This is a genomic window from Frankia sp. Mgl5 (assembly GCF_023242985.1).
Classification (GTDB): domain Bacteria; phylum Actinomycetota; class Actinomycetes; order Frankiales; family Frankiaceae; genus Parafrankia; species Parafrankia soli.
Window position 1 is genome coordinate 220,110 of the sequence record NZ_JALKFY010000001.1, and the last position, 19,750, is coordinate 239,859.

The following is a 19,750-nucleotide window of genomic DNA, read 5'->3' on the forward strand; positions in this document are numbered from 1 at the left end:
CGCGCGGCCGACGGGGCACCAGACAAGGCGGTACACCCGGCACGAACCCGGACCCGCCGGGCCGCCCGCCCTTTCCGGCGGCGGCCCGCGCCGTGGAACGGGAAGAGGTCGACGGGGACCCGGTAGTGATACCGGCCGGACGAGACAGACAGGACAGGCGAAGCCCACCATGGCGGCACAGAAGATCCGCATCCGGCTCAAGGCCTATGACCACGAGGTCATCGACAGCTCGGCGCGGAAGATCGTCGAGACCGTGACGCGTACCGGTGCGCAGGTCGCGGGTCCGGTGCCGCTGCCGACGGAGAAGAACGTCTACTGCGTCATCCGGTCGCCGCACAAGTACAAGGACAGCCGCGAGCACTTCGAGATGCGGACGCACAAGCGGCTGATCGACATTCTTGACCCGACGCCGAAGACGGTCGACTCGCTGATGCGCCTCGACCTGCCCGCCGGCGTGGACATCGAGATCAAGCTGTAAGAGGGGCCGGCGCCAGTCATGCTCAACCGCAATTACAGAGGGCTCCTGGGCACCAAGCTCGGGATGACCCAGGTATGGGACGCGAACAACCGCGTCGTGCCGGTCACCGTCATCCAGGCCGGCCCCAACGTCGTGACCCAGGTCAAGACACCCGACTCCGACGGCTACTCGGCCGTCCAGCTCGGCTACGGCGAGATCGACCCGCGCCGGATCAACAAGCCGATGCGCGGCCACTTCGAGACCTCCGGTGCCACTCCCCGGCGGCACCTCGTCGAGCTGCGCACCGCGGACGCCGGCAACTACCGGCCCGGCCAGCAGCTGACCGGTGAGGTGTTCGACGCCGGCCAGGTGGTCGACGTCACCGGCACCTCCAAGGGCAAGGGCTTCGCCGGTGTCATGAAGCGGCACGGCTTCAAGGGCCTGGGCGCCGGTCACGGCGTCGAGCGCAAGCACCGCTCGCCGGGTTCCGTCGGCGGCTGCGCCACTCCGGGGCGGGTCTTCAAGGGCCTGCGGATGGCCGGCCGGATGGGGCACGACCGCGTGACCGTGGCCGGGCTGACCATCCACGCCGTCGACACCGAGCGCGGCTTCCTGCTGATCAAGGGTGCGATTCCCGGCCCCGACGGCGGTCTGGTCTTCGTTCGCAGCGCGGCCAAGCGCCCCGCTCCGGAGCCGGCCGCTCCGGTGGCGGCCGCGGCCGCCGGCACCGGTGAGGAGGCCTCGGCATGAGCCCGACGGCAACGATGACGAAGGAAGCCCCCGCCGAGGCGGACGCGCCGGTGGACCGCACGGTCCCGGTGCACGCCCCCGCGGGCGGCGACGCCGGCAGCGTCGAGCTGCCCGGCGCGGTGTTCGACGTGCCGGTGAACGTGCCGCTGATCCACCAGGTCGTCGTGGCGCAGCTCGCCGCGGCCCGGCAGGGCACGCACTCCACCAAGACCCGCGGCGAGGTCCGTGGCGGTGGGCGCAAGCCGTACCGCCAGAAGGGCACCGGCCGGGCACGGCAGGGCTCGCTGCGCGCGCCGCAGTTCACCGGCGGTGGCATCGTCCACGGCCCGACGCCGCGCAACTACGACCAGCGGACACCCAAGAAGATGAAGGCCGCCGCGCTGCGCGGGGCCCTGTCGGACCGGGCCCGCAACAACCGGCTGCACGTGGTCTCGTCGCTGGTCGCCGGTGACACCCCGTCGACCAAGTCGGCTGTGGCCGCGCTGACCAGCCTGGTGGACGCGCGCCGCGTCCTGGTCGTGGCCCTCCGCTCGGACGAGCTGACCTGGCTCAGCCTGCGCAACGTGGCCGAGGTCCACCTGCTCGACCCGGGCCAGCTCAACACCTACGACGTGCTGGTGAGTGACGACGTGGTGTTCACCGAGGGCGCGCTCACCGCGTACCTCGGTCGCGCCTCCCGTCCGGCGACCTCAGCCGGCGAGGAGGAGGACAAGTGATCCCCGACCCGCGAGACATCATTCTCCGGCCGGTCGTCTCCGAGAAGAGCTACGGCCTGCTCGACGAGAACGTCTACACGTTCATCGTCCGCCCCGACGCGAACAAGACCCAGATCAAGCTCGCCGTGCAGAAGATCTTCAACGTGCGGGTCACCCGGGTCAACACGATCAACCGGGCGGGCAAGCGCAAGCGGACCAAGCACGGCTGGGGACACCGCTCGGCCACCAAGCGGGCGCTCGTCAGCCTCGCGCCCGGTGACAGCATTGAGATCTTCGGAGGCCCCGGTGCCTGACACCCGCGTGGGGCGTACCCGGGTGCCGCTCGGCCCGGCGTCGGATCGGAAGTAGAGCATGGGTATTCGCAGGTACAAGCCGACGACGCCGGGGCGTCGTGGGTCGAGCGTCGCCGACTTCGTCGAGATCACCCGTGATCACCCCGAGAAGTCGCTCGTTCGCCCGCTGCACTCCAAGGGCGGTCGCAACGTCCACGGGCGGATCACGACCCGCCACCAGGGCGGCGGCCACAAGCGGGCCTACCGGATCATCGACTTCCGGCGGGACAAGGACGGCGTGCCGGCCAAGGTCGCGCACATCGAGTACGACCCGAACCGCACCGCGCGGATCGCCCTGCTGCACTACGTCGACGGCGAGAAGCGCTACATCCTCGCCCCGGTGAAGCTGCACCAGGGCGACATGGTCAGCTCGGGTGTCGGCGCGGACATCAAGCCGGGCAACGCCCTGCCGCTGCGCAACATCCCGACCGGCACCGTGGTCCACGCCATCGAGCTGCGTCCCGGCGGCGGCGCCAAGATCGCTCGCAGCGCCGGCACCAGTGTGCAGCTCGTCGCGAAGGACGGGCCGTACGCCCAGCTCCGGATGCCCTCCGGTGAGATCCGCAACGTCGACGTGCGCTGCCGTGCCACCGTCGGCGAGGTCGGCAACGCCGAGCAGAGCAACATCAACTGGGGCAAGGCCGGCCGTATGCGCTGGAAGGGCCGTCGGCCCACCGTGCGTGGTGTCGCGATGAACCCGGTCGACCACCCGCACGGTGGTGGTGAGGGCAAGACCTCCGGTGGCCGCCACCCGGTCAACCCGAAGGGCCGTCCGGAGGGCCGCACCCGCCGTACCAAGAAGTCCAGCGACGCGCTGATCGTCCGGCGCCGCAAGCAGAACAGGCGGCGGTAGTCATGACTCTGCTCGCCCGGCCGCCGGCCAGCTCGATCCGCACCCACCACTGAGCAGGAAGGAGGAGACACAGCCATGCCACGCAGTCTGAAAAAGGGCCCGTTCGTCGACGACCACCTGCTCAAGAAGGTGGACGCGCAGAACGCCAAGGGCACCAAGCACGTCATCCGGACCTGGTCGCGTCGTTCGACCGTGATCCCCGACATGCTGGGCCACACCATCGCCGTGCACGACGGGCGCAAGCACGTCCCCGTGTTCATCACCGAGGGAATGGTCGGGCACAAGCTCGGCGAGTTCGCGCCCACGCGCACCTTCCGCGGGCACGTCAAGGAGGACCGGAGGTCACGCCGTGGCTGACGACCTCGTCGACGGCCTGACCCGCGCCGGCCTGCCCGGCGCGAAGGCGACCGCTCGATACGTGCACACCTCGCCGACCAAGGCCCGTCGGGTCGTCGACCTGGTCCGCGGCCGGTCCGCGAGCGAGGCGCTCGACATCCTCCGGTTCGCGCCCCAGGCGGCGAGCACGGATGTCTACAAGGTCGTGGCGAGCGCGGTGGCGAACGCGGAGAACAACCACAACCTCGACCCGGCGACGCTGTGGATCGGCGCCGCCTATGTGGACGAGGGGCCGACGCTCAAGCGCATCCGGCCGCGCGCGCAGGGCCGGGCCTACCGGATCCGCAAGCGCACCAGCCACATCACGGTCGTGGTGGAGAGCCGGGAACCGGTGTCCACTGGCGCCGGCGCCAGGACTACAAGGAGGGCCCGGTAGTGGGGCAGAAGGTAAACCCGCACGGGTTCCGACTTGGCATCACGTCGGAGTTCACCTCCCGTTGGTACGCCGACAAGCAGTACAAGGCGTACGTCGGTGAGGACGTCAAGATTCGCAAGATGATGTCCAAGGGCATGGAGCGGGCCGGCATCAGCCGGGTCGACATCGAGCGCACCCAGGGTCGGCTGCGGGTGGACATCCACACCGCCCGCCCGGGCATCGTGATCGGCCGGCGTGGCGCCGAGGCCGACCGCATCCGCGGTGACCTCGAGAAGCTGACCGGCAAGCAGGTGCAGCTCAACATCCTCGAGGTGAAGAACCCCGAGGTTGACGCGCAGCTCGTGGCGCAGGGCGTCGCCGAGCAGCTCTCCAGCCGGGTCAGCTTCCGCCGCGCGATGCGCAAGGCGATGCAGTCCGCGATGAAGAGCGGCGCCAAGGGCATCCGGGTCCAGTGCTCGGGCCGCCTCGGCGGCGCCGAGATGAGCCGGTCGGAGTTCTACCGCGAGGGCCGGGTGCCGCTGCACACGCTGCGCGCGGACATCGACTACGGCTTCTACGAGGCCCGGACGAACTTCGGCCGGATCGGCGTGAAGGTCTGGATCTACAAGGGCGACATCGTCCAGAGCCGCGCGGAGCGGGAGGCCCAGGAGGCCCTGCTGCGTCAGCAGCGCCGGGAGCGCCCGCGCCGCGGGCCGCGCTCGGGCTCGTCCGGTACCACGCAGGGCGGGACGGACGCCGGTCGGGCCGCGGCCCGCGCCGGCGACCGCCGCGGTCGTGGTGGCAGCGGTGGCGGTGGCGGCTCGGCGGAGAAGGCTTCCGCCGCCGAGAAGGCCCCGGCGGAGAAGCCGGCGACCGAGTCGGCCGCGGTCGAGGGCACGCCGGTGGAGACCCCGGCGGTCACGCCCGAGACCACCGCGGCCCCGGCCGCAGTGACGACCGCCGAGGCCCAGGGCGCGCCGGAGAAGGCGGAGGGTTAGGAAAACATGCTTATTCCCCGGAAGGTCGCGCACCGCAAGCAGCACCACCCGAAGCGGACGGGCGCGGCCAAGGGCGGCACCAGGATCGCCTTCGGTGAGTACGCGATCCAGTCGCTGGAGTCGGCCTACGTGACGAACCGGCAGATCGAGTCGGCGCGTATCGCGATGACCCGGCACATCCGGCGTGGTGGAAAGGTCTGGATCAACATCTATCCGGACCGCCCGCTGACGAAGAAGCCCGCCGAGACCCGGATGGGTTCCGGCAAGGGCTCGCCGGAGTGGTGGGTCGCGAACGTGAAGCCCGGACGCATCATGTTCGAGCTTTCCGGCGTGGCCGAGCCGGTCGCCCGTGAGGCGATGCGGCGCGCCATCCACAAGCTGCCGATGAAGTGCCGTTTCGTGACCCGTGAGGGTGGTGCCTGATGGCCGTCACGACAACGGACGACCTGCGCAGCCTGCCCGCCACCGAGTTGGTCGACAAGCTGCGCGAGGCCAAGGAGGAGCTGTTCAACCTCCGCTTCCAGGCCGCGACCGGGCAGCTTCGCAACAACCGCCGGCTGCGTGACGTCCGCCGGGACATCGCCCGGATCTACACGGTCATGCGTGAGCGCGAGCTCGGGATGAGCGGCGATCCGGCCGTCGCGGTGGACGCCGCCGAGTCGGATCGGGCGTGAGCGCAGTGAGCGGAGAAGACGTGAGCGAAGTCAGCACGGACAGCACCCCCACCCCCAGCACCGCGGAGGCGCCTTCCGAGCGCGGCTTCCGCAAGGTGCGTGAGGGTCTGGTGATCAGCGGCAAGATGCAGAAGACGGTGGTCGTCGCTGTCGAGGACCGGGTCCAGCACCCGCTCTACGGCAAGACGATCCGCCGTACCAAGAGGATCAAGGCGCACGACGAGAACGGCACCGTCGGTGTCGGCGACCGCGTCCTGCTGATGGAGACGCGGCCGCTGTCGGCCACCAAGCGCTGGCGGGTCGTCCAGATCCTCGAGAAGGCGAAGTAGGTCCCTCTGGGGATCGCGGTGGATCGGCCGGTGGCAGGGCTCGCGTGAGGCGGGCCCGCCGCCGGCCGGACACGCAGACCTCGCGGTCGTCACCGGTGGCAGTTGAGCAGAGCCGGTCGGCGGCGGTCGGGCGGCAACGGGTGATCAGGAGCGGAAAGTGATTCAGCAGGAGTCGCGACTTCGGGTCGCCGACAACACCGGAGCCAGGGAAATTCTGTGCATCCGGGTGCTCGGCGGCTCTGGGCGTCGTTACGCGGGGATCGGCGACATCATCGTCGGCACGGTGAAGGACGCCCTGCCCGGCGCCGGCGTGAAGCGCGGCGACGTGGTCAAGGCGGTCGTGGTGCGCACCAAGAAGGAACGGCGGCGCCCGGACGGCTCCTACATCCGTTTCGACGAGAACGCCGCGGTGCTCATCCGGGACGGGGGAGACCCCCGTGGTACCCGCATCTTCGGGCCGGTCGGCCGCGAGCTGCGGGACAAGCGTTTCATGAAGATTATTTCGCTGGCGCCGGAGGTGCTGTAGACCGTGGCCGGTATGAAGATCAAGAAGGGCGACACGGTCCAGATCGTCACGGGCAAGGACCGCGGCCTGAAGGGCAAGGTCATCCGGGCCATCCCCGACCAGAACAAGGTCGTGGTCGAGGGTGCCAACCGGGTCACCCGGCACACCCGCGTCCAGCAGAGCTCGCGTGGCTCGCAGTCCGGCGGGATCGTCACCCAGGAGGCGCCGATCCACGTCAGCAACGTGATGATCGTCGACCCGTCCGACGGCCGTCCGACCCGCGTCGGTTACCGCTTCAACGACGACGGCACCAAGGTCCGGATCTCGCGCCGCACCGGTGCCGAGCTCTAGGCCCCCGGCGCAAGGCTAGGAAACGAGACATGAGTGTGACCACGGAAGCCCGGCCGGTCCCGCGGCTGAAGCAGCGGTACCGCGAGGAGATCGCCCCGGCGCTGCGGGAGGAGTTCTCCTACGGCAACGTCATGCAGATCCCCGGCGTGGTGAAGGTCGTCGTCAACATGGGCGTCGGCGACGCGGCCCGGGACGCGAAGCTGATCGACGGCGCGACCAGGGACCTGGCGGCCATCACCGGCCAGAAGCCGGCGGTGCGCCGGGCGAAGAAGTCCATCGCCCAGTTCAAGCTGCGCGAGGGCCAGCCCATCGGGGCGAAGGTGACCCTGCGCGGTGACCGGATGTGGGAGTTCCTGGACCGTCTGGTCACGATCGCGCTTCCCCGCATCCGCGACTTCCGCGGGCTCTCGCCGAAGCAGTTCGACGGCGCCGGGAACTACACGTTCGGCGTCATCGAGCAGTCGATCTTCCACGAGATCGACATCGACCGGATCGACCGGGTCCGGGGCATGGACATCACGGTCGTGACCACCGCGACCAACGACGACGAGGGCCGGGCGCTGCTGAGGGCGCTGGGCTTCCCGTTCCGGGAGAGCTGAGAAATGGCGAAGAAGGCGCTGGTCGAAAAGGCCGCCCGCAAGCCCAAGTACGCCGTCCGCGGCTACACCCGCTGCCAGCGATGTGGCCGTCCGCGCTCCGTCTACCGGGTGTTCGGCCTGTGCCGGGTGTGCCTGCGGCAGATGGCCCACCGCGGCGAGCTGCCCGGCGTGACCAAGAGCTCCTGGTAGTTCAACACACGATCGCGGTAGGCCCGCGCACCTCGTGCGCGAGCAGCGGGAACCCCCGTGAGAAAGGCGTCAAGCCATGACGATGACCGATCCGATCGCGGACATGCTCACCCGTGTCCGCAACGCCAACCGGGCTTATCACGACCGGGTGGTGATGCCGCACAGCAAGATCAAGACGCACATCGCCGAGATCCTCCAGCAGGAGGGCTACATCCTCGGCTGGCACGTCGAGGACCCCGCCGAAGGCGCGGTCGGCCGCACGCTGATCGTCGACCTGAAGTACGGCCCCAACCGGGAGCGGTCGATCGCGGGTGTGAAGCGGATCAGCAAGCCGGGTCTGCGTGTGTACGCGAAGTCGACGAACCTGCCGAAGGTCCTCGGTGGCCTGGGCGTCGCGATCATCTCCACCTCGTCGGGTCTTCTGACCGACAGGCAGGCCGGCAAGCGGCGCGTGGGCGGGGAAGTCCTCGCCTACGTCTGGTAAGGAAGGCGAACGATGTCACGGATCGGGCGCCAGCCCATCAGTGTTCCCACCGGCGTGGAGATCTCTCTCGACGGCCCCAAGGTCACGATCAAGGGCCCCAAGGGCTCGCTGAGCCACACGGTCGCGGAGCCGATCGAGGTCGTCCGCGAGGACGGTCAGCTCATCGTCAACCGGCCGAACGACGAGCGGCGTAGCCGCGCGCTGCACGGCCTCACCCGCACCCTGGTGTCCAACATGGTCGTCGGGGTCACCGCCGGGTACTCGAAGACTCTGGAGATCGTCGGAGTCGGATACCGGGTCCAGGCCCGCGGCTCGGACCTCGAGTTCGCCCTCGGCTACAGCCACCCGGTACCGGTGAAGGCCCCTGATGGGATCCGGTTCGAGGTGCAGACCCCCACTCGCTTCGTCGTGCACGGCATCGACAAGCAGCAGGTGGGCGAGGTCGCCGCCAAGATCCGCGGACTGCGCAAGCCCGACCCCTACAAGGGCAAGGGTGTGCGGTACCAGGGCGAGGTCGTTCGCCGCAAGGTCGGGAAGACCGGGAAGTAGGTAGACAGACATGGCAGTGAGCCTCAGCGCCAGTGCGCGCCGGCGGACGGCCAAGCTCCGCCGCCACGTCCGCGTGCGCAAGAAGGTGTCGGGCACCCCGATCCGGCCGCGTCTCGTCGTCACCCGGTCCTCGCGGCACATCTACGCCCAGGTCATCGACGACGTCGCCGGGCACACGCTGGCTTCGGCGTCCACGTTGGAGGACGGCCTGCGCGCCTCCGACGGGGACAAGAGCGGCAAGGCCCGCGAGGTCGGTCGGCTCGTCGCGGAGCGTGCGCGCGCCGCCGGGATCGACGCCGTGGTGTTCGACCGGGGCGGTCGGACGTACCACGGGCGGATCGCCGCGCTGGCGGACGCGGCCCGCGAGGGCGGGCTGAACTTCTGATGACCACATCTACTAGGGAGATGTTCTAGATGCCAGGCCAGCAGCGCCGCGGAGGCGGCTCCGGCGGTTCCGACCGCCGCGAGCGCCGCGACCGTTCGGGCGGTGGCCCGGCGCAGGAGAAGACCGCTTACGTTGAGCGGGTCGTCGCCATCAACCGGGTGGCGAAGGTCGTGAAGGGTGGGCGCCGGTTCAGCTTCACGGCGCTCGTGGTCGTGGGCGACGCGGACGGAACGGTCGGCGTCGGCTACGGCAAGGCCAAGGAGGTCCCGGCGGCGATCGCCAAGGGGGTCGAAGAGGCCAAGAAGCACTTCTTCAAGGTTCCGCGCATCGGCTCCACCATCCCGCACCCGGTGCAGGGTGAGGAGGCCGCCGGTGTCGTGCTGCTCAAGCCCGCCTCGCCCGGTACCGGTGTCATCGCCGGTGGTCCGGTGCGCGCGGTGCTCGAGTGCGCCGGGGTGCACGACGTACTGTCGAAGTCACTCGGGTCGTCCAACCCGATCAACATCGTGCACGCGACTGTCGCGGCGTTGCGCGGGTTGATGCGTCCCGAGGAGATCGCCGCCCGCCGTGGGCTGCCGCTGGAGGATGTCGCTCCGCCGGCGATGCTGCGCGCGCGGGCGGCCGGGGTCGGTGCGTAATGGCCAAGTTGCGCATCACTCAGATCCGCTCGGGGATCGGCGGTACCCGCAACCAGCGCGAGACGCTGCGCACGCTGGGGCTGCGCAAGATCAACGCGAGCACCGTCCGTGACGACCGTCCCGAGGTTCTCGGGATGATCGCGACCGTGACCCACCTGGTCCGGGTCGAGGAGGTGGACTCCTGATGGCCGAGAAGACGCTGGAGAAGTCGGACTCCGCCACCGCGCAGGAGCGCGGCCGCGGGCTGAAGGTCCACCACCTTCGCCCGGCGCCGGGTGCCCACAAGAAGAAGCAGCGGGTGGGCCGCGGTGAGGGCTCCAAGGGCAAGACGGCCGGCCGTGGTACCAAGGGCTCGAAGGCGCGCAAGCAGGTGCCGGTGCGCTTCGAGGGCGGCCAGATGCCCCTGCACATGCGGCTTCCCAAGCTCAAGGGCTTCAAGAACCGGTTCCGCACCGAGTACCAGGTGGTGAACGTCGCCACCCTGGGCGAGCTGTTCCCCGACGGCGGCACGATCGGCGTCGACGAACTGGTCGACGCCGGCGCGGTGCGGGCGAAGTCGCTGGTGAAGGTGCTCGGCGATGGCGAGATCGGGGTGGCTGTCCAGGTGACGGCGCACGCGTTCTCCGGTTCGGCGAAGCAGAAGATCGAAGCCGCCGGGGGCAGTGTCACCCAGGCGTGAGAGTGCCTCGGGACGGGTGGGGTGACCTACCCGTCCCGAGGCGTTCGTGCGTTCTCCGGCCAGCGCGCCGCAGTCGGTCGCCGGTGTCACCACGAGCCTGGCGGCCGTCGGATGACCCGAGTACGGGGCCCTGAATCGTGACGCCGCGTAGTGGCCGCTGTGGGGTACAGGGGAGGCCGGCAGGCGGTGTAAGGGCTCGCCGGTAACGCTGCAACAGGTGCCTCCTCGCTCTGAGTCTCGAGTACGCCGGTGCCTACCACGAGTGATGTCCGGACGAGTGGGCCTCGGGTGCTGTTAGAGTCGCCTCACCGCGTACGGCCGGCTTCGGTGGCCAGCGGCGATCCGTACCGGACATCGAGTCCGTCCCGTCAGCCGTAAGGATCAGCAGGAGGAGTCGTGCTCACCGCCTTCACGCGGGCCTTCCGCACGCCCGACCTGCGGAAGAAACTGCTCTTCACCCTCGGCATCGTCGTCCTGTTCCGGTTCGGCAGCGTCATGCCGTCGCCCGGCGTCTCCACGGCGGCGGTGAACGCGTGTCTGGACTCGGCCAGCGCCGAAAGCAACAACGTGTACTCGCTGATCAACCTCTTCAGCGGTGGCGCTCTCCTTCAGCTCTCGGTGTTCGCGCTCGGCATCATGCCGTACATCACCTCCAGCATCATCATCCAGCTTCTGGTGGTGGTGATTCCGCGGCTCGAGCAGCTCAAGAAGGAAGGCAGCTCGGGTGAGCAGAAGCTCACCCAGTACACCCGTTACCTGACGGTCGCCCTGGGCATCCTCCAGGCCACCGGCATCGTGGCGCTCGCCCGCAGCGGCCGGCTCTTCCCTGGCTGCAGCGCCCAGATCATCCCGGACACGAGCCTCTTCCGCATCGTCACCATCGTGATCACTATGACCGCTGGAACCGCGGTCATCATGTGGATGGGTGAGTTGATCACCGCCCGCGGCGTGGGCAACGGCATGTCCCTGCTGATCTTCACCTCGATCGCGGCGGCCCTGCCCTCCCAGGGCGGACGAATCCTCCAGGTCGCCGGTGGCGTCGTCTTCGGTCTCGTGATCCTGCTCGGTCTGGCCATCGTCGTGTTCGTAGTGTTCGTCGAGCAGTCGCAGCGCCGCATCCCGGTGCAGTACGCGAAGCGGCTGATCGGGCGCCGGATGTACGGCGGAACGTCGACCTACCTCCCGATCAAGGTGAACCAGGCCGGCATCATCCCGGTCATCTTCGCCTCCTCGCTGCTCCAGCTCCCGCAGCTCGTGGGTCAGGTGTGGAGCAACCAGACCTTCCAGGACTTCGAACAGCGCTACCTGTCGCGCGGGGACCACCCGCTCTACCTCGTGGCCTACGGTGCGCTGATCATCTTCTTCACGTACTTCTATGTCGCGATCACCTTCAACCCGACGGAGGTCGCCGACAACATGAGGAAGTACGGCGGGTTCATCCCCGGGATCCGACCCGGCCGGCCCACGGCCGAATACCTGGATCACGTGCTGTCCCGCATCACCCTCCCTGGCTCGCTGTTCCTGGGGGTCATCACGGTGTTGCCGTTGGCGCTTCTCAACCTGACGAAGGACCAGCCCTTCCCGTTTGCTGGTACCTCGGTTCTGATCATGGTGGGAGTGGGGCTGGAGACCGTGAAACAGATTGAAAGCCAGCTCATGCTGCGCAACTACGAAGGATTCCTCCGGTAGTGCGCCTCGTACTGGTCGGACCGCCAGGCGCCGGCAAGGGGACGCAGGCTGCCTTCATCGCGCAGGCGAGATCCATTCCGAAGATCTCGACCGGCGACATCTTCCGGGCGAACGTCCGCGAGGGAACCGAACTCGGTGTCCAGGCGAAGGCGTTCATGGACTCCGGCGACCTCGTCCCCGACGAGATCACCATCGGCATGGTGCGCAACCGTCTCGCCGAGGACGACGCGGTCAAGGGCTTCCTCCTGGACGGCTTCCCGCGCAACGTCCCGCAGGCCGAGGTGCTCGGCGGAATGCTGGACGCGATGGGTACGCGTCTCGATGTGGTCCTCGAGTTGGTCGTCGACGACGACGAGGTGGTGCGGCGGCTCTCCGGCCGGCGGACCTGCCGGAACTGCGGGCACATCTGGCACCTCGACTTCGACCCGTCCCGGGTCGAGGGAATCTGTGACCGGTGCTCGGGGGAGCTGTTCCAGCGCGATGACGACCGTCCTGAGACGGTGCGCCACCGCCTCGAGGTGTATGCGGAGCAGACCTCCCCGCTTGTCGCCTACTACGCCGCCAAGGGCGTGCTCATCGGCATCGACGCGACCGGCCCGGTCGACAACGTGACCGATCGTGCCCTGGACGCGCTGCGCCACTACGGCGACTGACCGAGGCCGCCCCGCTCGCCGTGCCGTGACTCCGCCATACCTCGCGTCTCCGGCGGTTCCCGCACGGAACGCGGGCTCGGCGGCCCGAAGCCCGGCGTTCCGGAGCGCGGCGGTCCCGGGCACGGACACGGCTGCGGTGGTCCGAGGCCAGGCGGCGGGGCTGCCCGTGGCCTGGCGCGCCGTGCGGCCGGCCCCTGGGGGCCTCACAGGCAGGCCGGCGGGGTCCGGCCTACGCGGGGTACGGGGGCCCCCGGGTGGTTGAGGTCCTGCGGCTCGCAGGCGCCATGCGCGCACGTTTTTCGCCGGGGACATCCGCTCTCGACGAACGAGCCCTCATCTCGGTCACCGCGGACGGTTATCGTCGGTAGGGGAGCGGACGCGGAAGCGCGCCGACGGGGGATACGGGCGCGGCAGGCCCGTGCCGGGGCGGCAGCGCCGGCGGGGTACGGACCCCGGCCGGGCTCAGACGAGGCGACGGGCCCTGTACGTCGCGAACACTACTGAGGGACGGGACCGGGTAGAGCGTGGCACGACGAGAGCACGTCCAGATCAAGACGGCATCCGAGATCGCCAAGATGCGGGTGGCCGGGCTGCTCGTCGCGAAGACCCTGGCGGCCTTGCGCGCGGCGGTGGCTCCGGGCGTCACCACGGAGGATCTCGACGCCCTCGCGGAGAAGACGATCCGTGCCGACGGGGGCATCCCGTCCTTCAAGGGCTACGCGCACCCTCCGTACCCGGCCTCGATCTGTAGCTCGGTGAACAACGAGGTGGTCCACGCGATCCCCAGCCGGCGCCGGGTGCTGCGCGAGGGGGACATCATCTCCATCGACTGCGGCGCGATCGTCGACGGCTGGCACGGCGACGCCGCGATCACCGTCCCGGTCGGCGAGGTGCCCTCCGAGGTCCTGGACATGCTCCGGGTCTGCGACGAGGCCCTGTGGCGCGGCCTTGCCGCCGCGCAGCTCGGCGGCCGGCTGACGGACATCAGCAACGCGGTCGAACGGCACATCGTCCCTCACGGCTACGGCATCGTCGACCACTACGGCGGTCACGGCATCGGGTCGGAGATGCACCAGCCGCCCCATGTGTTGAACTACGGGCGGGCCGGCCGGGGGATGAAGCTGGTCGAGGGCGTCGCGCTCGCGATCGAGCCGATGATCACTCTTGGCTCGCCGGACACCGTCGTCCTCGAGGACGAGTGGACGGTCGCGACCAAGGACGGCTCGCTCGCCGCCCACACCGAGCACTCCGTCGCTGTCACCCCGCGTGGTCCGTGGGTGCTCACCGAGCCCGACGGCGGCGTGGCGAGGTTCGCGGAGCTGGGTGTGGTCTGCGGGCAGCCCGCCGACGCACCCACAGGCTGAGCGATCAGCCCCGCCGGTCGGTCCGATCGGGGTCGTGTGGGGCCCGTGTTGGCCCTTGACGGATGCGGCACGTACACTCATGAGTCGACGGTCTACAGCGTTGTCGGTGCCCATCGTTTCGTACGGTGACCCCGCGCGGTGACCTCGCGTGAGTGCACTCTCGGGTGCTCGATCGCTCGCCCAATGCGCGTCCGGGCCGTCATCCCAGCGTCGACGTCAGGACAGCGGAGGACATGCCGAAGAAGGACGGGGCCATCGAGATCGAAGGCCGAGTGGTGGAGCCGCTCCCGAACGCCATGTTCCGGGTGGAGCTCCAGAACGGTCATCGTGTTCTCGCCCACATCAGTGGCAAGATGCGTCAGCACTACATCCGGATCCTTCCCGAGGACCGGGTGGTGGTGGAGCTCTCGCCATACGACCTGTCCCGCGGTCGCATCGTCTACCGCTACAAGTAGTCGTCATCTCACCAGCGAGCGCGGCCCACGGCTGCGTGTGGAGGTTCGTGCGGCCGTGAAGGTCAAGCCGAGCGTGAAGAAGATCTGCGACAAGTGCAAGGTGATCCGCCGTCACGGGCGTGTCATGGTCATCTGCGACAACCTGCGCCACAAGCAGCGCCAGGGCTGATCGCGGTCGGCGGGCCATCAAGGCCTGCCGACGGTCACCGGCGGGCCAGGCGCCCGCCGGTGACATCCGGCGGGCCAGGGCCCGCCGCCAGAAGCGACACCAGGCCGCGTCACGCGGTCCCACCCCCGGTCGGAGGCCGGGGCCTCGTCGGTTTCACGGACCGATGCCACCCGTCAGGGAGGCGTCGCTCTCCGGGCCGAGGCGGGGGCGGTGTCGCCCGAGACCTCCGGGTTCAGGAAGGAACCACCGCGTCATGGCACGCCTTTCCGGCGTCGACCTTCCCCGCGAGAAGCGGGTCGAGATCGCGCTGACCTACATCTTCGGGATCGGTCGCAGCCGCTCCCGGGACACCCTCGCCGCGACCGGCGTCAACCCGGACACCCGGGTCCGCGACCTCACAGACGACGAGGTCCAGAAGCTTCGGGAGTGGATCGACGCGAACTACCGCGTCGAGGGTGATCTCAACCGCGAGATCAAGCAGGACATTCGCCGCAAGATGGAGATCGGCTGCTACCAGGGTCTCCGTCACCGCCGCAACCTTCCCGTCCACGGCCAGCGCACGCACACCAACGCGCGTACCCGCAAGGGCCCGCGCCGTGCCATCGCCGGGAAGAAGAAGGCCGGCAAGAAGTAGTCACCGGTCACTCCCGGGCCTCGGTGTCCGGGCTCCACGACCGCTGATCGACGACCTCGTAGACGGAGACCACGGGTTATGCCTCCCAAGACACGCGCCGCCGGCGTCAAGAAGGTCCGGCGGAAAGAAAAGAAGAACGTCGCCCACGGGCACGCTCACATCAAGAGCACGTTCAACAACACGATCGTCTCGATCACGGACCCCAGCGGAAACGTGATCTCGTGGGCGTCGGCCGGCCATGTCGGCTTCAAGGGCTCCCGCAAGTCGACCCCGTTCGCCGCGCAGATGGCCGCCGAGAACGCGGCCCGCAAGGCGCAGGAGCACGGGATGCGCAAGGTCGACGTCTTCGTGAAGGGTCCCGGCTCCGGCCGGGAGACGGCGATCCGCTCGCTGCAGGCCGCCGGCCTGGAGGTCGGGGCGATCCAGGACGTCACCCCCACCCCGCACAACGGCTGCCGCCCGCCGAAGCGTCGCCGGGTCTGAAGTCCGCGCCAGGGATACGAGAGAGAAGGACAAGCATGGCCCGTTACACCGGCGCGGACTGCAAGCGTTGCCGCCGCGAGAAGACGAAGCTGTTCCTCAAGGGCAGCAAGTGCGAGACCCCGAAGTGCCCGATCGAGATCCGGCCGTACCCGCCGGGCGAGCACGGCCGTGGCCGCACGAAGGACTCCGAGTACCTGCTGCAGAAGCGCGAGAAGCAGAAGTGCGCGCGCATCTACGGCATTCTGGAGAAGCAGTTCCGGGGCTACTACGACGAGGCGAACCGCCGCGCCGGCAAGACCGGTGACGAGCTGCTGAAGATCCTCGAGTCGCGCCTGGACAACGTGGTCTACCGGGGTGGCTTCGCGCCGTCCCGTGACGCCGCCCGCCAGGCCGTCCGGCACGGTCACGTGCAGGTCAACGGCCGCAAGGTCGACATCCCGAGCTACCGGGTCACCGAGAACGACATCGTGGAGATCGCGCCGAAGTCGCGCGAGCTCACCCCGTTCATCGTGGCCCGCGAGACCGCGGGGACCGGCCGCACCGTCCCGCCGTGGATCGAGGCCATCCCCAGCCAGATGCGCCTGCTCGTCCACTCGCTGCCCGCGCGCCAGGTGATCGACACCCAGGTGCAGGAGCAGCTGATCGTCGAGCTCTACTCGAAGTAGTCGCCGCCGTCCGGCGCCGGTCTCGTGCCGGCGCCGGTCTCGTGCCGGCGCCGGGTCCGCGTCGGCCCCCGGTCTCGTGCCGGGGCCGGGCGGCGACCGGGCCACGGGTCATTCCCGCTCGGCCCGGGGCCCGGGCATGGTGGCGGCGCACGGGGATCCAAGGGGATCACGGTGCGCCGCGGAGGCCCGGGCGTACTGTTGTGTGGTGCGGGGGCGGACCGATGCCCCCGTGCCGGCTCCTCTTCAGGGGCATCCACGGCGTCATATGGCGGTCGCCGTGTTCGGAAGGAAGTTCTCTCATGCTGATCGCTCAGCGTCCCTCGCTCGCCGAGGACCCGATCTCCGAGTTCCGGTCGCGCTTCGTGATCGAGCCGCTCGAGCCGGGCTTCGGCTACACCCTCGGCAACTCGCTGCGCCGCACCCTGCTGTCCTCCATCCCGGGCGCGGCCGTGACGAGCATCCGGGTGGATGGCGTCCTCCACGAGTTCTCCACCGTTCCCGGGGTCAAGGAGGACGTGACCGACCTGATCCTGAACCTCAAGGAACTGGTCGTCAGCTCCGACAACGACGAGCCGACCGTGATGTACCTGCGCAAGCAGGGCCCCGGTGAGGTCACCGCGGCCGACATCGCCCCCCCGGCCGGCGTCGAGGTGCACAACCCCGACCTGCACCTGGCCACCCTCAACGACAAGGGCAAGCTCGAGATCGAGCTGACCGTCGAGCGGGGCCGTGGCTACGTCAGCGCCGCCCAGAACAAGCAGCCGGGCCAGGAGATCGGTCGCATTCCGATCGACTCCATCTACTCCCCGGTGCTGAAGGTCACCTACAAGGTCGAGGCGACCCGTGTGGAGCAGCGCACGGACTTCGACCGGCTCATCGTCGACGTGGAGACGAAGCAGTCGATCTCCCCGCGGGACGCGATGGCCAGCGCCGGCAAGACCCTCGTCGGCCTGTTCGGGCTGGCCCAGGAGCTCAACGCCGAGGCGGAGGGCGTCGACATCGGCCCGTCCGCGGCGGACGCCGCCCTGGCCGCCGACCTGGCGCTGCCGATCGAGGAGATGGACCTGACCGTCCGCTCGTACAACTGCCTCAAGCGCGAGGGCATCCACACCATCGGTGAGCTGGTGTCCCGCAGCGAGGCGGACCTGCTCGACATCCGCAACTTCGGGCAGAAGTCGATCGACGAGGTCAAGACCAAGCTGGGTGCCATGGGCCTGCAGCTCAAGGACTCCCCGCCCGGGTTCGACCCGCGCCAGGCCGTCGACACGTACGGCACCGACACGTACAACCCGTCGTTCTCCGACCCGTCCGATGACGGTCGCGAGTTCGTCGAGACCGAACAGTACTGATCTGACCGTGTCCCCGGGCGCCCGGTTCCAGCCGGGCGCCGGGGCACACGTCCACCGGGGGCCTAGCCGTGCTTCCCGGCGGCGCCTGGAGAGCAGCGAAAGGAACGAGGAGCACCCATCATGCCCACGCCAACTAAGGGCGCCCGGCTCGGCGGCAGCCCCGCACATGAGCGGCTGCTGCTGGCCAACCTCGCCACCGCGCTGTTCGAGCACGGCGGCATCACGACCACCGAGGCCAAGGCGCGCCGGCTGCGCCCCTACGCCGAGCGCCTGGTCACCCACGCGAAGCGAGGTGACCTGCACGCGCGGCGCCGGGTCATGCGGGTCGTCCGGAACAACTCGGTCGTCCACACGCTCTTCACCGAGATCGGCCCGCGCTACGCCGACCGTCCCGGCGGCTACACGCGGATCGTGAAGCTCGGCCCGCGCCGGGGCGACGCGGCGCCGATGGCCCGCATCGAGCTGGTCGAGGCGCTGACCGTCGCGCAGACGGCCGTCTCCGAGGCCGAGCGTGCCCGCGGCACCCGGTTCGCGGCCCGCAAGGCTCCGACCGGGGCGACGGCGGAGGCCGCCGACGACCTCAAGAACGAGTCGCCGACCGCCGCCGCGGTGGCGGCCGAGGCCCAGGCGGAGCAGCCCACCGCCGAGGCCGGCGCCGCGGACGACGCGGCGACGACCGAGGCCAAGGACACCAAGCCGGAGAGCTGACGATGTCGGTCGGCCGCCGCACGGTCCGACCGCTCGTGTCGATCTCTGGTCCGGGCAGGAGCCCGTCGCCCATCACGGGCGGCGGGCTCCTGCCCTGTGGCGTCCCGCCGGGCGTCGTGTCGCTCACGGCGGTCTGGGCCGGAGCGACCCGTGACGACCGTGTCGTGGTGTGGGAGAGCGCGATGGGGCCGCAGGCCACCGGTGAGGCGCCGGAACCGGGGGACGGCGACCCCGGGATCCCCACCGGCCCTGGAAGCCAGACCGGCTCCGGAGGTCAGACCGGCTCCGGAGGTCAGACCGGCTCCGGAGGTCAGACCGGCTCCGGGAACCAGGTCGGCCATGGGAGCCAGGGTGGCTTCGGGAAGGCCGTGCGCCGGGTTGATCGGCCGGCGCAGCTTCGACACGAGGGACGCGCGCTCATGAGACCGGCCGAGGGACTGATCCGGCTGCGCCTGGACCTCGCCTACGACGGCACGGCCTTCGCCGGCTGGGCCCGCCAGCCCGGCCAGCGGACGGTCCAGGGTGACGTCGAGGACGCGCTGATGCGGGTCGCGCGGCTGCCGGCCGTCCGGCTCACCGTCGCCGGGCGCACCGACTCCGGCGTGCACGCCGCCGGCCAGGTGGCCCACGTCGACATCCCAGACGACACGCCGGTCGGTGGGCTCGCCCGCAGGCTGAACGGCGTGCTCGACCGCGCCGTCCGGGTGAAGGGCCTCGCGCCCGCCCCGGACGGGTTTGACGCCCGCTTCTCCGCGCTGTCCCGTAGATACGTCTACCGGATCACCGACGCCCCGTACGGGGCGGACCCGCTGCGCCGTTTCGACACCCTGGCGTCGCCGCGGCCGCTGGACGTCCCGGCGATGGCCGAGGCGGCGCTGCTGCTGCTCGGCGAGCATGACTTCGCCGCCTTCTGCCGGCGGCGCGAGGGCGCCACGACCGTCCGCACCCTGCTGCGCCTGGACGTCTCCCGCTCCCGCGACGTCATCCTCGCCGACGTCGAGGCGGACGCGTTCTGCCACTCCATGGTGCGTGCCCTGGTCGGCGCGCTGGTGGCGGTGGGGGAGGGCCGGCGCCGGCCGGAGTGGGTGGCCGCCGTCCTGGGCCGGGGCATGCGAGATCCCGCGGTGACCGTGCTCCCGGCCCACGGGCTGACCCTGGTGGAGGTCCGCTACCCGCCGGACGCCGCCCTCGCCGCGCGGGCCCAGGTGACCCGCGCGGTCCGCGTGCCGACGACGCCGTCCGGCTAGCGTCTGGCGACGGTCCGCGAGACGGTCGCTTCGGGCCGTCCGGCCAGCAGCAGTGCCTCCGGCGGTCCGGCTGGAGGCGTGCGTGCCTTTCGCGT

Annotated in this window: 32 protein-coding genes; all 32 read left to right on the top strand. The window is 70.0% G+C overall.

Annotated elements, in window-relative coordinates; all coding sequences use genetic code 11:
* Nucleotides 1-169 precede the first annotated feature (169 nt).
* The 32 genes from rpsJ to truA all read left to right on the top strand — a co-directional run bounded on the left by rpsJ (nt 170) and on the right by truA (nt 19,655).
* Nucleotides 170-478 (top strand): 30S ribosomal protein S10, encoded by a 309-nt coding sequence (rpsJ, locus tag MXD62_RS00965; protein WP_006539131.1) that lies wholly within the window; start codon nt 170-172, stop codon nt 476-478.
* Between the two features lie 18 nt (nt 479-496).
* Entirely contained in the window at nt 497-1,207 is a 711-nt protein-coding gene (gene rplC / locus MXD62_RS00970) for a 50S ribosomal protein L3 (protein ID WP_020463478.1), read from the top strand.
* Nucleotides 1,204-1,923 (top strand): 50S ribosomal protein L4, encoded by a 720-nt coding sequence (gene rplD, locus MXD62_RS00975; RefSeq protein WP_071066146.1) that lies wholly within the window; start codon nt 1,204-1,206, stop codon nt 1,921-1,923. Before rplC ends, rplD begins: the two co-directional genes overlap by 4 nt.
* Complete coding sequence (rplW, locus tag MXD62_RS00980) at nt 1,920-2,216, top strand: 50S ribosomal protein L23 (RefSeq protein WP_018505130.1); 297 nt, start codon at nt 1,920-1,922, stop codon at nt 2,214-2,216. The genes rplD and rplW overlap by 4 nt, the downstream gene beginning before the upstream one ends.
* Nucleotides 2,217-2,274: 58 nt before the next feature.
* Nucleotides 2,275-3,108, top strand: coding sequence for a 50S ribosomal protein L2 (gene rplB / locus MXD62_RS00985; protein ID WP_071066145.1), 834 nt, complete (start codon nt 2,275-2,277; stop codon nt 3,106-3,108).
* A gap of 75 nt (nt 3,109-3,183) precedes the next feature.
* Nucleotides 3,184-3,465: a 30S ribosomal protein S19 gene (rpsS, locus tag MXD62_RS00990; RefSeq protein WP_071066144.1), complete on the top strand. Its 282-nt coding sequence runs from the start codon at nt 3,184-3,186 to the stop codon at nt 3,463-3,465.
* Nucleotides 3,458-3,880 carry a 50S ribosomal protein L22 gene (gene rplV, locus MXD62_RS00995; protein WP_018505127.1) on the top strand — a complete coding sequence of 141 codons (423 nt, stop codon included), beginning with the start codon at nt 3,458-3,460 and terminating at the stop codon, nt 3,878-3,880. Before rpsS ends, rplV begins: the two co-directional genes overlap by 8 nt.
* Complete coding sequence (gene rpsC / locus MXD62_RS01000; protein ID WP_112108122.1) at nt 3,880-4,857, top strand: 30S ribosomal protein S3; 978 nt, start codon at nt 3,880-3,882, stop codon at nt 4,855-4,857. The genes rplV and rpsC overlap by 1 nt, the downstream gene beginning before the upstream one ends.
* 6 nt (nt 4,858-4,863) lie before the next feature.
* The gene (rplP, locus tag MXD62_RS01005; RefSeq protein ID WP_018505125.1) at nt 4,864-5,280 is read left to right on the top strand and encodes a 50S ribosomal protein L16; all 417 of its coding nucleotides are present in this window, start codon (nt 4,864-4,866) and stop codon (nt 5,278-5,280) included.
* Nucleotides 5,280-5,531, top strand: a complete 252-nt coding sequence (gene rpmC, locus MXD62_RS01010) for a 50S ribosomal protein L29 (protein ID WP_020463474.1) — start codon at nt 5,280-5,282, stop codon at nt 5,529-5,531. Before rplP ends, rpmC begins: the two co-directional genes overlap by 1 nt.
* A 20-nt stretch (nt 5,532-5,551) precedes the next feature.
* Nucleotides 5,552-5,860, top strand: a complete 309-nt coding sequence (rpsQ, locus tag MXD62_RS01015; protein ID WP_248827566.1) for a 30S ribosomal protein S17 — start codon at nt 5,552-5,554, stop codon at nt 5,858-5,860.
* A 157-nt stretch (nt 5,861-6,017) separates the two neighbouring features.
* Entirely contained in the window at nt 6,018-6,386 is a 369-nt protein-coding gene (rplN, locus tag MXD62_RS01020) for a 50S ribosomal protein L14 (protein WP_018505122.1), read from the top strand.
* 12 nt (nt 6,387-6,398) lie between these two features.
* Nucleotides 6,399-6,716, top strand: a complete 318-nt coding sequence (gene rplX / locus MXD62_RS01025; RefSeq protein WP_041256661.1) for a 50S ribosomal protein L24 — start codon at nt 6,399-6,401, stop codon at nt 6,714-6,716.
* A 29-nt stretch (nt 6,717-6,745) separates the two neighbouring features.
* Nucleotides 6,746-7,315: a 50S ribosomal protein L5 gene (rplE, locus tag MXD62_RS01030; protein ID WP_020463471.1), complete on the top strand. Its 570-nt coding sequence runs from the start codon at nt 6,746-6,748 to the stop codon at nt 7,313-7,315.
* A 3-nt stretch (nt 7,316-7,318) separates the two neighbouring features.
* Nucleotides 7,319-7,504: a type Z 30S ribosomal protein S14 gene (locus MXD62_RS01035; RefSeq protein ID WP_006539145.1), complete on the top strand. Its 186-nt coding sequence runs from the start codon at nt 7,319-7,321 to the stop codon at nt 7,502-7,504.
* Nucleotides 7,505-7,580: 76 nt separating this feature from the next.
* Entirely contained in the window at nt 7,581-7,988 is a 408-nt protein-coding gene (rpsH, locus tag MXD62_RS01040) for a 30S ribosomal protein S8 (protein WP_018505119.1), read from the top strand.
* 12 nt (nt 7,989-8,000) lie between these two features.
* On the top strand, nt 8,001-8,537 hold the full coding sequence (rplF, locus tag MXD62_RS01045; protein WP_020463470.1) for a 50S ribosomal protein L6: 537 nt from the start codon (nt 8,001-8,003) through the stop codon (nt 8,535-8,537).
* A gap of 10 nt (nt 8,538-8,547) precedes the next feature.
* Nucleotides 8,548-8,922, top strand: a complete 375-nt coding sequence (gene rplR / locus MXD62_RS01050) for a 50S ribosomal protein L18 (RefSeq protein WP_018505117.1) — start codon at nt 8,548-8,550, stop codon at nt 8,920-8,922.
* A gap of 29 nt (nt 8,923-8,951) precedes the next feature.
* The gene (rpsE, locus tag MXD62_RS01055) at nt 8,952-9,560 is read left to right on the top strand and encodes a 30S ribosomal protein S5 (RefSeq protein ID WP_018505116.1); all 609 of its coding nucleotides are present in this window, start codon (nt 8,952-8,954) and stop codon (nt 9,558-9,560) included.
* Entirely contained in the window at nt 9,560-9,745 is a 186-nt protein-coding gene (rpmD, locus tag MXD62_RS01060; RefSeq protein WP_020463468.1) for a 50S ribosomal protein L30, read from the top strand. Before rpsE ends, rpmD begins: the two co-directional genes overlap by 1 nt.
* Complete coding sequence (gene rplO, locus MXD62_RS01065) at nt 9,745-10,239, top strand: 50S ribosomal protein L15 (protein ID WP_248827567.1); 495 nt, start codon at nt 9,745-9,747, stop codon at nt 10,237-10,239. Before rpmD ends, rplO begins: the two co-directional genes overlap by 1 nt.
* Before the next feature lie 396 nt (nt 10,240-10,635).
* A complete protein-coding gene (gene secY, locus MXD62_RS01070) occupies nt 10,636-11,928 on the top strand; it encodes a preprotein translocase subunit SecY (RefSeq protein WP_248827568.1) in 1,293 nt (430 codons plus the stop codon).
* The gene (locus MXD62_RS01075) at nt 11,928-12,581 is read left to right on the top strand and encodes an adenylate kinase (RefSeq protein ID WP_020463465.1); all 654 of its coding nucleotides are present in this window, start codon (nt 11,928-11,930) and stop codon (nt 12,579-12,581) included. Before secY ends, MXD62_RS01075 begins: the two co-directional genes overlap by 1 nt.
* A gap of 524 nt (nt 12,582-13,105) precedes the next feature.
* The gene (gene map, locus MXD62_RS01080; protein ID WP_248827569.1) at nt 13,106-13,945 is read left to right on the top strand and encodes a type I methionyl aminopeptidase; all 840 of its coding nucleotides are present in this window, start codon (nt 13,106-13,108) and stop codon (nt 13,943-13,945) included.
* A 233-nt stretch (nt 13,946-14,178) separates the two neighbouring features.
* Nucleotides 14,179-14,400, top strand: coding sequence for a translation initiation factor IF-1 (gene infA, locus MXD62_RS01085; protein WP_006541558.1), 222 nt, complete (start codon nt 14,179-14,181; stop codon nt 14,398-14,400).
* A 55-nt stretch (nt 14,401-14,455) separates the two neighbouring features.
* On the top strand, nt 14,456-14,569 hold the full coding sequence (rpmJ, locus tag MXD62_RS01090) for a 50S ribosomal protein L36 (RefSeq protein ID WP_003956441.1): 114 nt from the start codon (nt 14,456-14,458) through the stop codon (nt 14,567-14,569).
* Between the two features lie 253 nt (nt 14,570-14,822).
* On the top strand, nt 14,823-15,203 hold the full coding sequence (gene rpsM, locus MXD62_RS01095; protein WP_018505109.1) for a 30S ribosomal protein S13: 381 nt from the start codon (nt 14,823-14,825) through the stop codon (nt 15,201-15,203).
* 78 nt (nt 15,204-15,281) lie between these two features.
* Nucleotides 15,282-15,686, top strand: a complete 405-nt coding sequence (gene rpsK / locus MXD62_RS01100) for a 30S ribosomal protein S11 (protein WP_020463463.1) — start codon at nt 15,282-15,284, stop codon at nt 15,684-15,686.
* A gap of 35 nt (nt 15,687-15,721) precedes the next feature.
* The gene (rpsD, locus tag MXD62_RS01105) at nt 15,722-16,351 is read left to right on the top strand and encodes a 30S ribosomal protein S4 (protein ID WP_018638454.1); all 630 of its coding nucleotides are present in this window, start codon (nt 15,722-15,724) and stop codon (nt 16,349-16,351) included.
* Nucleotides 16,352-16,650: 299 nt separating this feature from the next.
* On the top strand, nt 16,651-17,700 hold the full coding sequence (locus MXD62_RS01110; RefSeq protein WP_041254923.1) for a DNA-directed RNA polymerase subunit alpha: 1,050 nt from the start codon (nt 16,651-16,653) through the stop codon (nt 17,698-17,700).
* 120 nt (nt 17,701-17,820) lie between these two features.
* Nucleotides 17,821-18,408, top strand: a complete 588-nt coding sequence (rplQ, locus tag MXD62_RS01115; protein ID WP_071066135.1) for a 50S ribosomal protein L17 — start codon at nt 17,821-17,823, stop codon at nt 18,406-18,408.
* A 419-nt stretch (nt 18,409-18,827) separates the two neighbouring features.
* Complete coding sequence (truA, locus tag MXD62_RS01120; RefSeq protein ID WP_112108128.1) at nt 18,828-19,655, top strand: tRNA pseudouridine(38-40) synthase TruA; 828 nt, start codon at nt 18,828-18,830, stop codon at nt 19,653-19,655.
* Nucleotides 19,656-19,750 lie beyond the last annotated feature (95 nt).

Excerpts from the sequence above, each read along its gene's own strand:
- rpsJ (WP_006539131.1), top strand. The coding sequence starts at position 170 with ATGGCGGCACAGAAGATCCGCATCCGGCTCAAGGCCTATGACCACGAG.
- rplC (WP_020463478.1), top strand. The coding sequence starts at position 497 with ATGCTCAACCGCAATTACAGAGGGCTCCTGGGCACCAAGCTCGGGATG.
- rplD (WP_071066146.1), top strand. The coding sequence starts at position 1,204 with ATGAGCCCGACGGCAACGATGACGAAGGAAGCCCCCGCCGAGGCGGAC.
- rplB (WP_071066145.1), top strand. The coding sequence starts at position 2,275 with ATGGGTATTCGCAGGTACAAGCCGACGACGCCGGGGCGTCGTGGGTCG.
- rpsS (WP_071066144.1), top strand. The coding sequence starts at position 3,184 with ATGCCACGCAGTCTGAAAAAGGGCCCGTTCGTCGACGACCACCTGCTC.
- rplP (WP_018505125.1), top strand. The coding sequence starts at position 4,864 with ATGCTTATTCCCCGGAAGGTCGCGCACCGCAAGCAGCACCACCCGAAG.
- rpmC (WP_020463474.1), top strand. The coding sequence starts at position 5,280 with ATGGCCGTCACGACAACGGACGACCTGCGCAGCCTGCCCGCCACCGAG.
- rplX (WP_041256661.1), top strand. The coding sequence starts at position 6,399 with ATGAAGATCAAGAAGGGCGACACGGTCCAGATCGTCACGGGCAAGGAC.
- rplE (WP_020463471.1), top strand. The coding sequence starts at position 6,746 with ATGAGTGTGACCACGGAAGCCCGGCCGGTCCCGCGGCTGAAGCAGCGG.
- MXD62_RS01035 (WP_006539145.1), top strand. The coding sequence starts at position 7,319 with ATGGCGAAGAAGGCGCTGGTCGAAAAGGCCGCCCGCAAGCCCAAGTAC.
- rpsH (WP_018505119.1), top strand. The coding sequence starts at position 7,581 with ATGACGATGACCGATCCGATCGCGGACATGCTCACCCGTGTCCGCAAC.
- rplF (WP_020463470.1), top strand. The coding sequence starts at position 8,001 with ATGTCACGGATCGGGCGCCAGCCCATCAGTGTTCCCACCGGCGTGGAG.
- rplR (WP_018505117.1), top strand. The coding sequence starts at position 8,548 with ATGGCAGTGAGCCTCAGCGCCAGTGCGCGCCGGCGGACGGCCAAGCTC.
- rpsE (WP_018505116.1), top strand. The coding sequence starts at position 8,952 with ATGCCAGGCCAGCAGCGCCGCGGAGGCGGCTCCGGCGGTTCCGACCGC.
- rpmD (WP_020463468.1), top strand. The coding sequence starts at position 9,560 with ATGGCCAAGTTGCGCATCACTCAGATCCGCTCGGGGATCGGCGGTACC.
- rplO (WP_248827567.1), top strand. The coding sequence starts at position 9,745 with ATGGCCGAGAAGACGCTGGAGAAGTCGGACTCCGCCACCGCGCAGGAG.
- infA (WP_006541558.1), top strand. The coding sequence starts at position 14,179 with ATGCCGAAGAAGGACGGGGCCATCGAGATCGAAGGCCGAGTGGTGGAG.
- rpsM (WP_018505109.1), top strand. The coding sequence starts at position 14,823 with ATGGCACGCCTTTCCGGCGTCGACCTTCCCCGCGAGAAGCGGGTCGAG.
- rpsK (WP_020463463.1), top strand. The coding sequence starts at position 15,282 with ATGCCTCCCAAGACACGCGCCGCCGGCGTCAAGAAGGTCCGGCGGAAA.
- rpsD (WP_018638454.1), top strand. The coding sequence starts at position 15,722 with ATGGCCCGTTACACCGGCGCGGACTGCAAGCGTTGCCGCCGCGAGAAG.
- MXD62_RS01110 (WP_041254923.1), top strand. The coding sequence starts at position 16,651 with ATGCTGATCGCTCAGCGTCCCTCGCTCGCCGAGGACCCGATCTCCGAG.
- rplQ (WP_071066135.1), top strand. The coding sequence starts at position 17,821 with ATGCCCACGCCAACTAAGGGCGCCCGGCTCGGCGGCAGCCCCGCACAT.
- truA (WP_112108128.1), top strand. The coding sequence starts at position 18,828 with ATGAGACCGGCCGAGGGACTGATCCGGCTGCGCCTGGACCTCGCCTAC.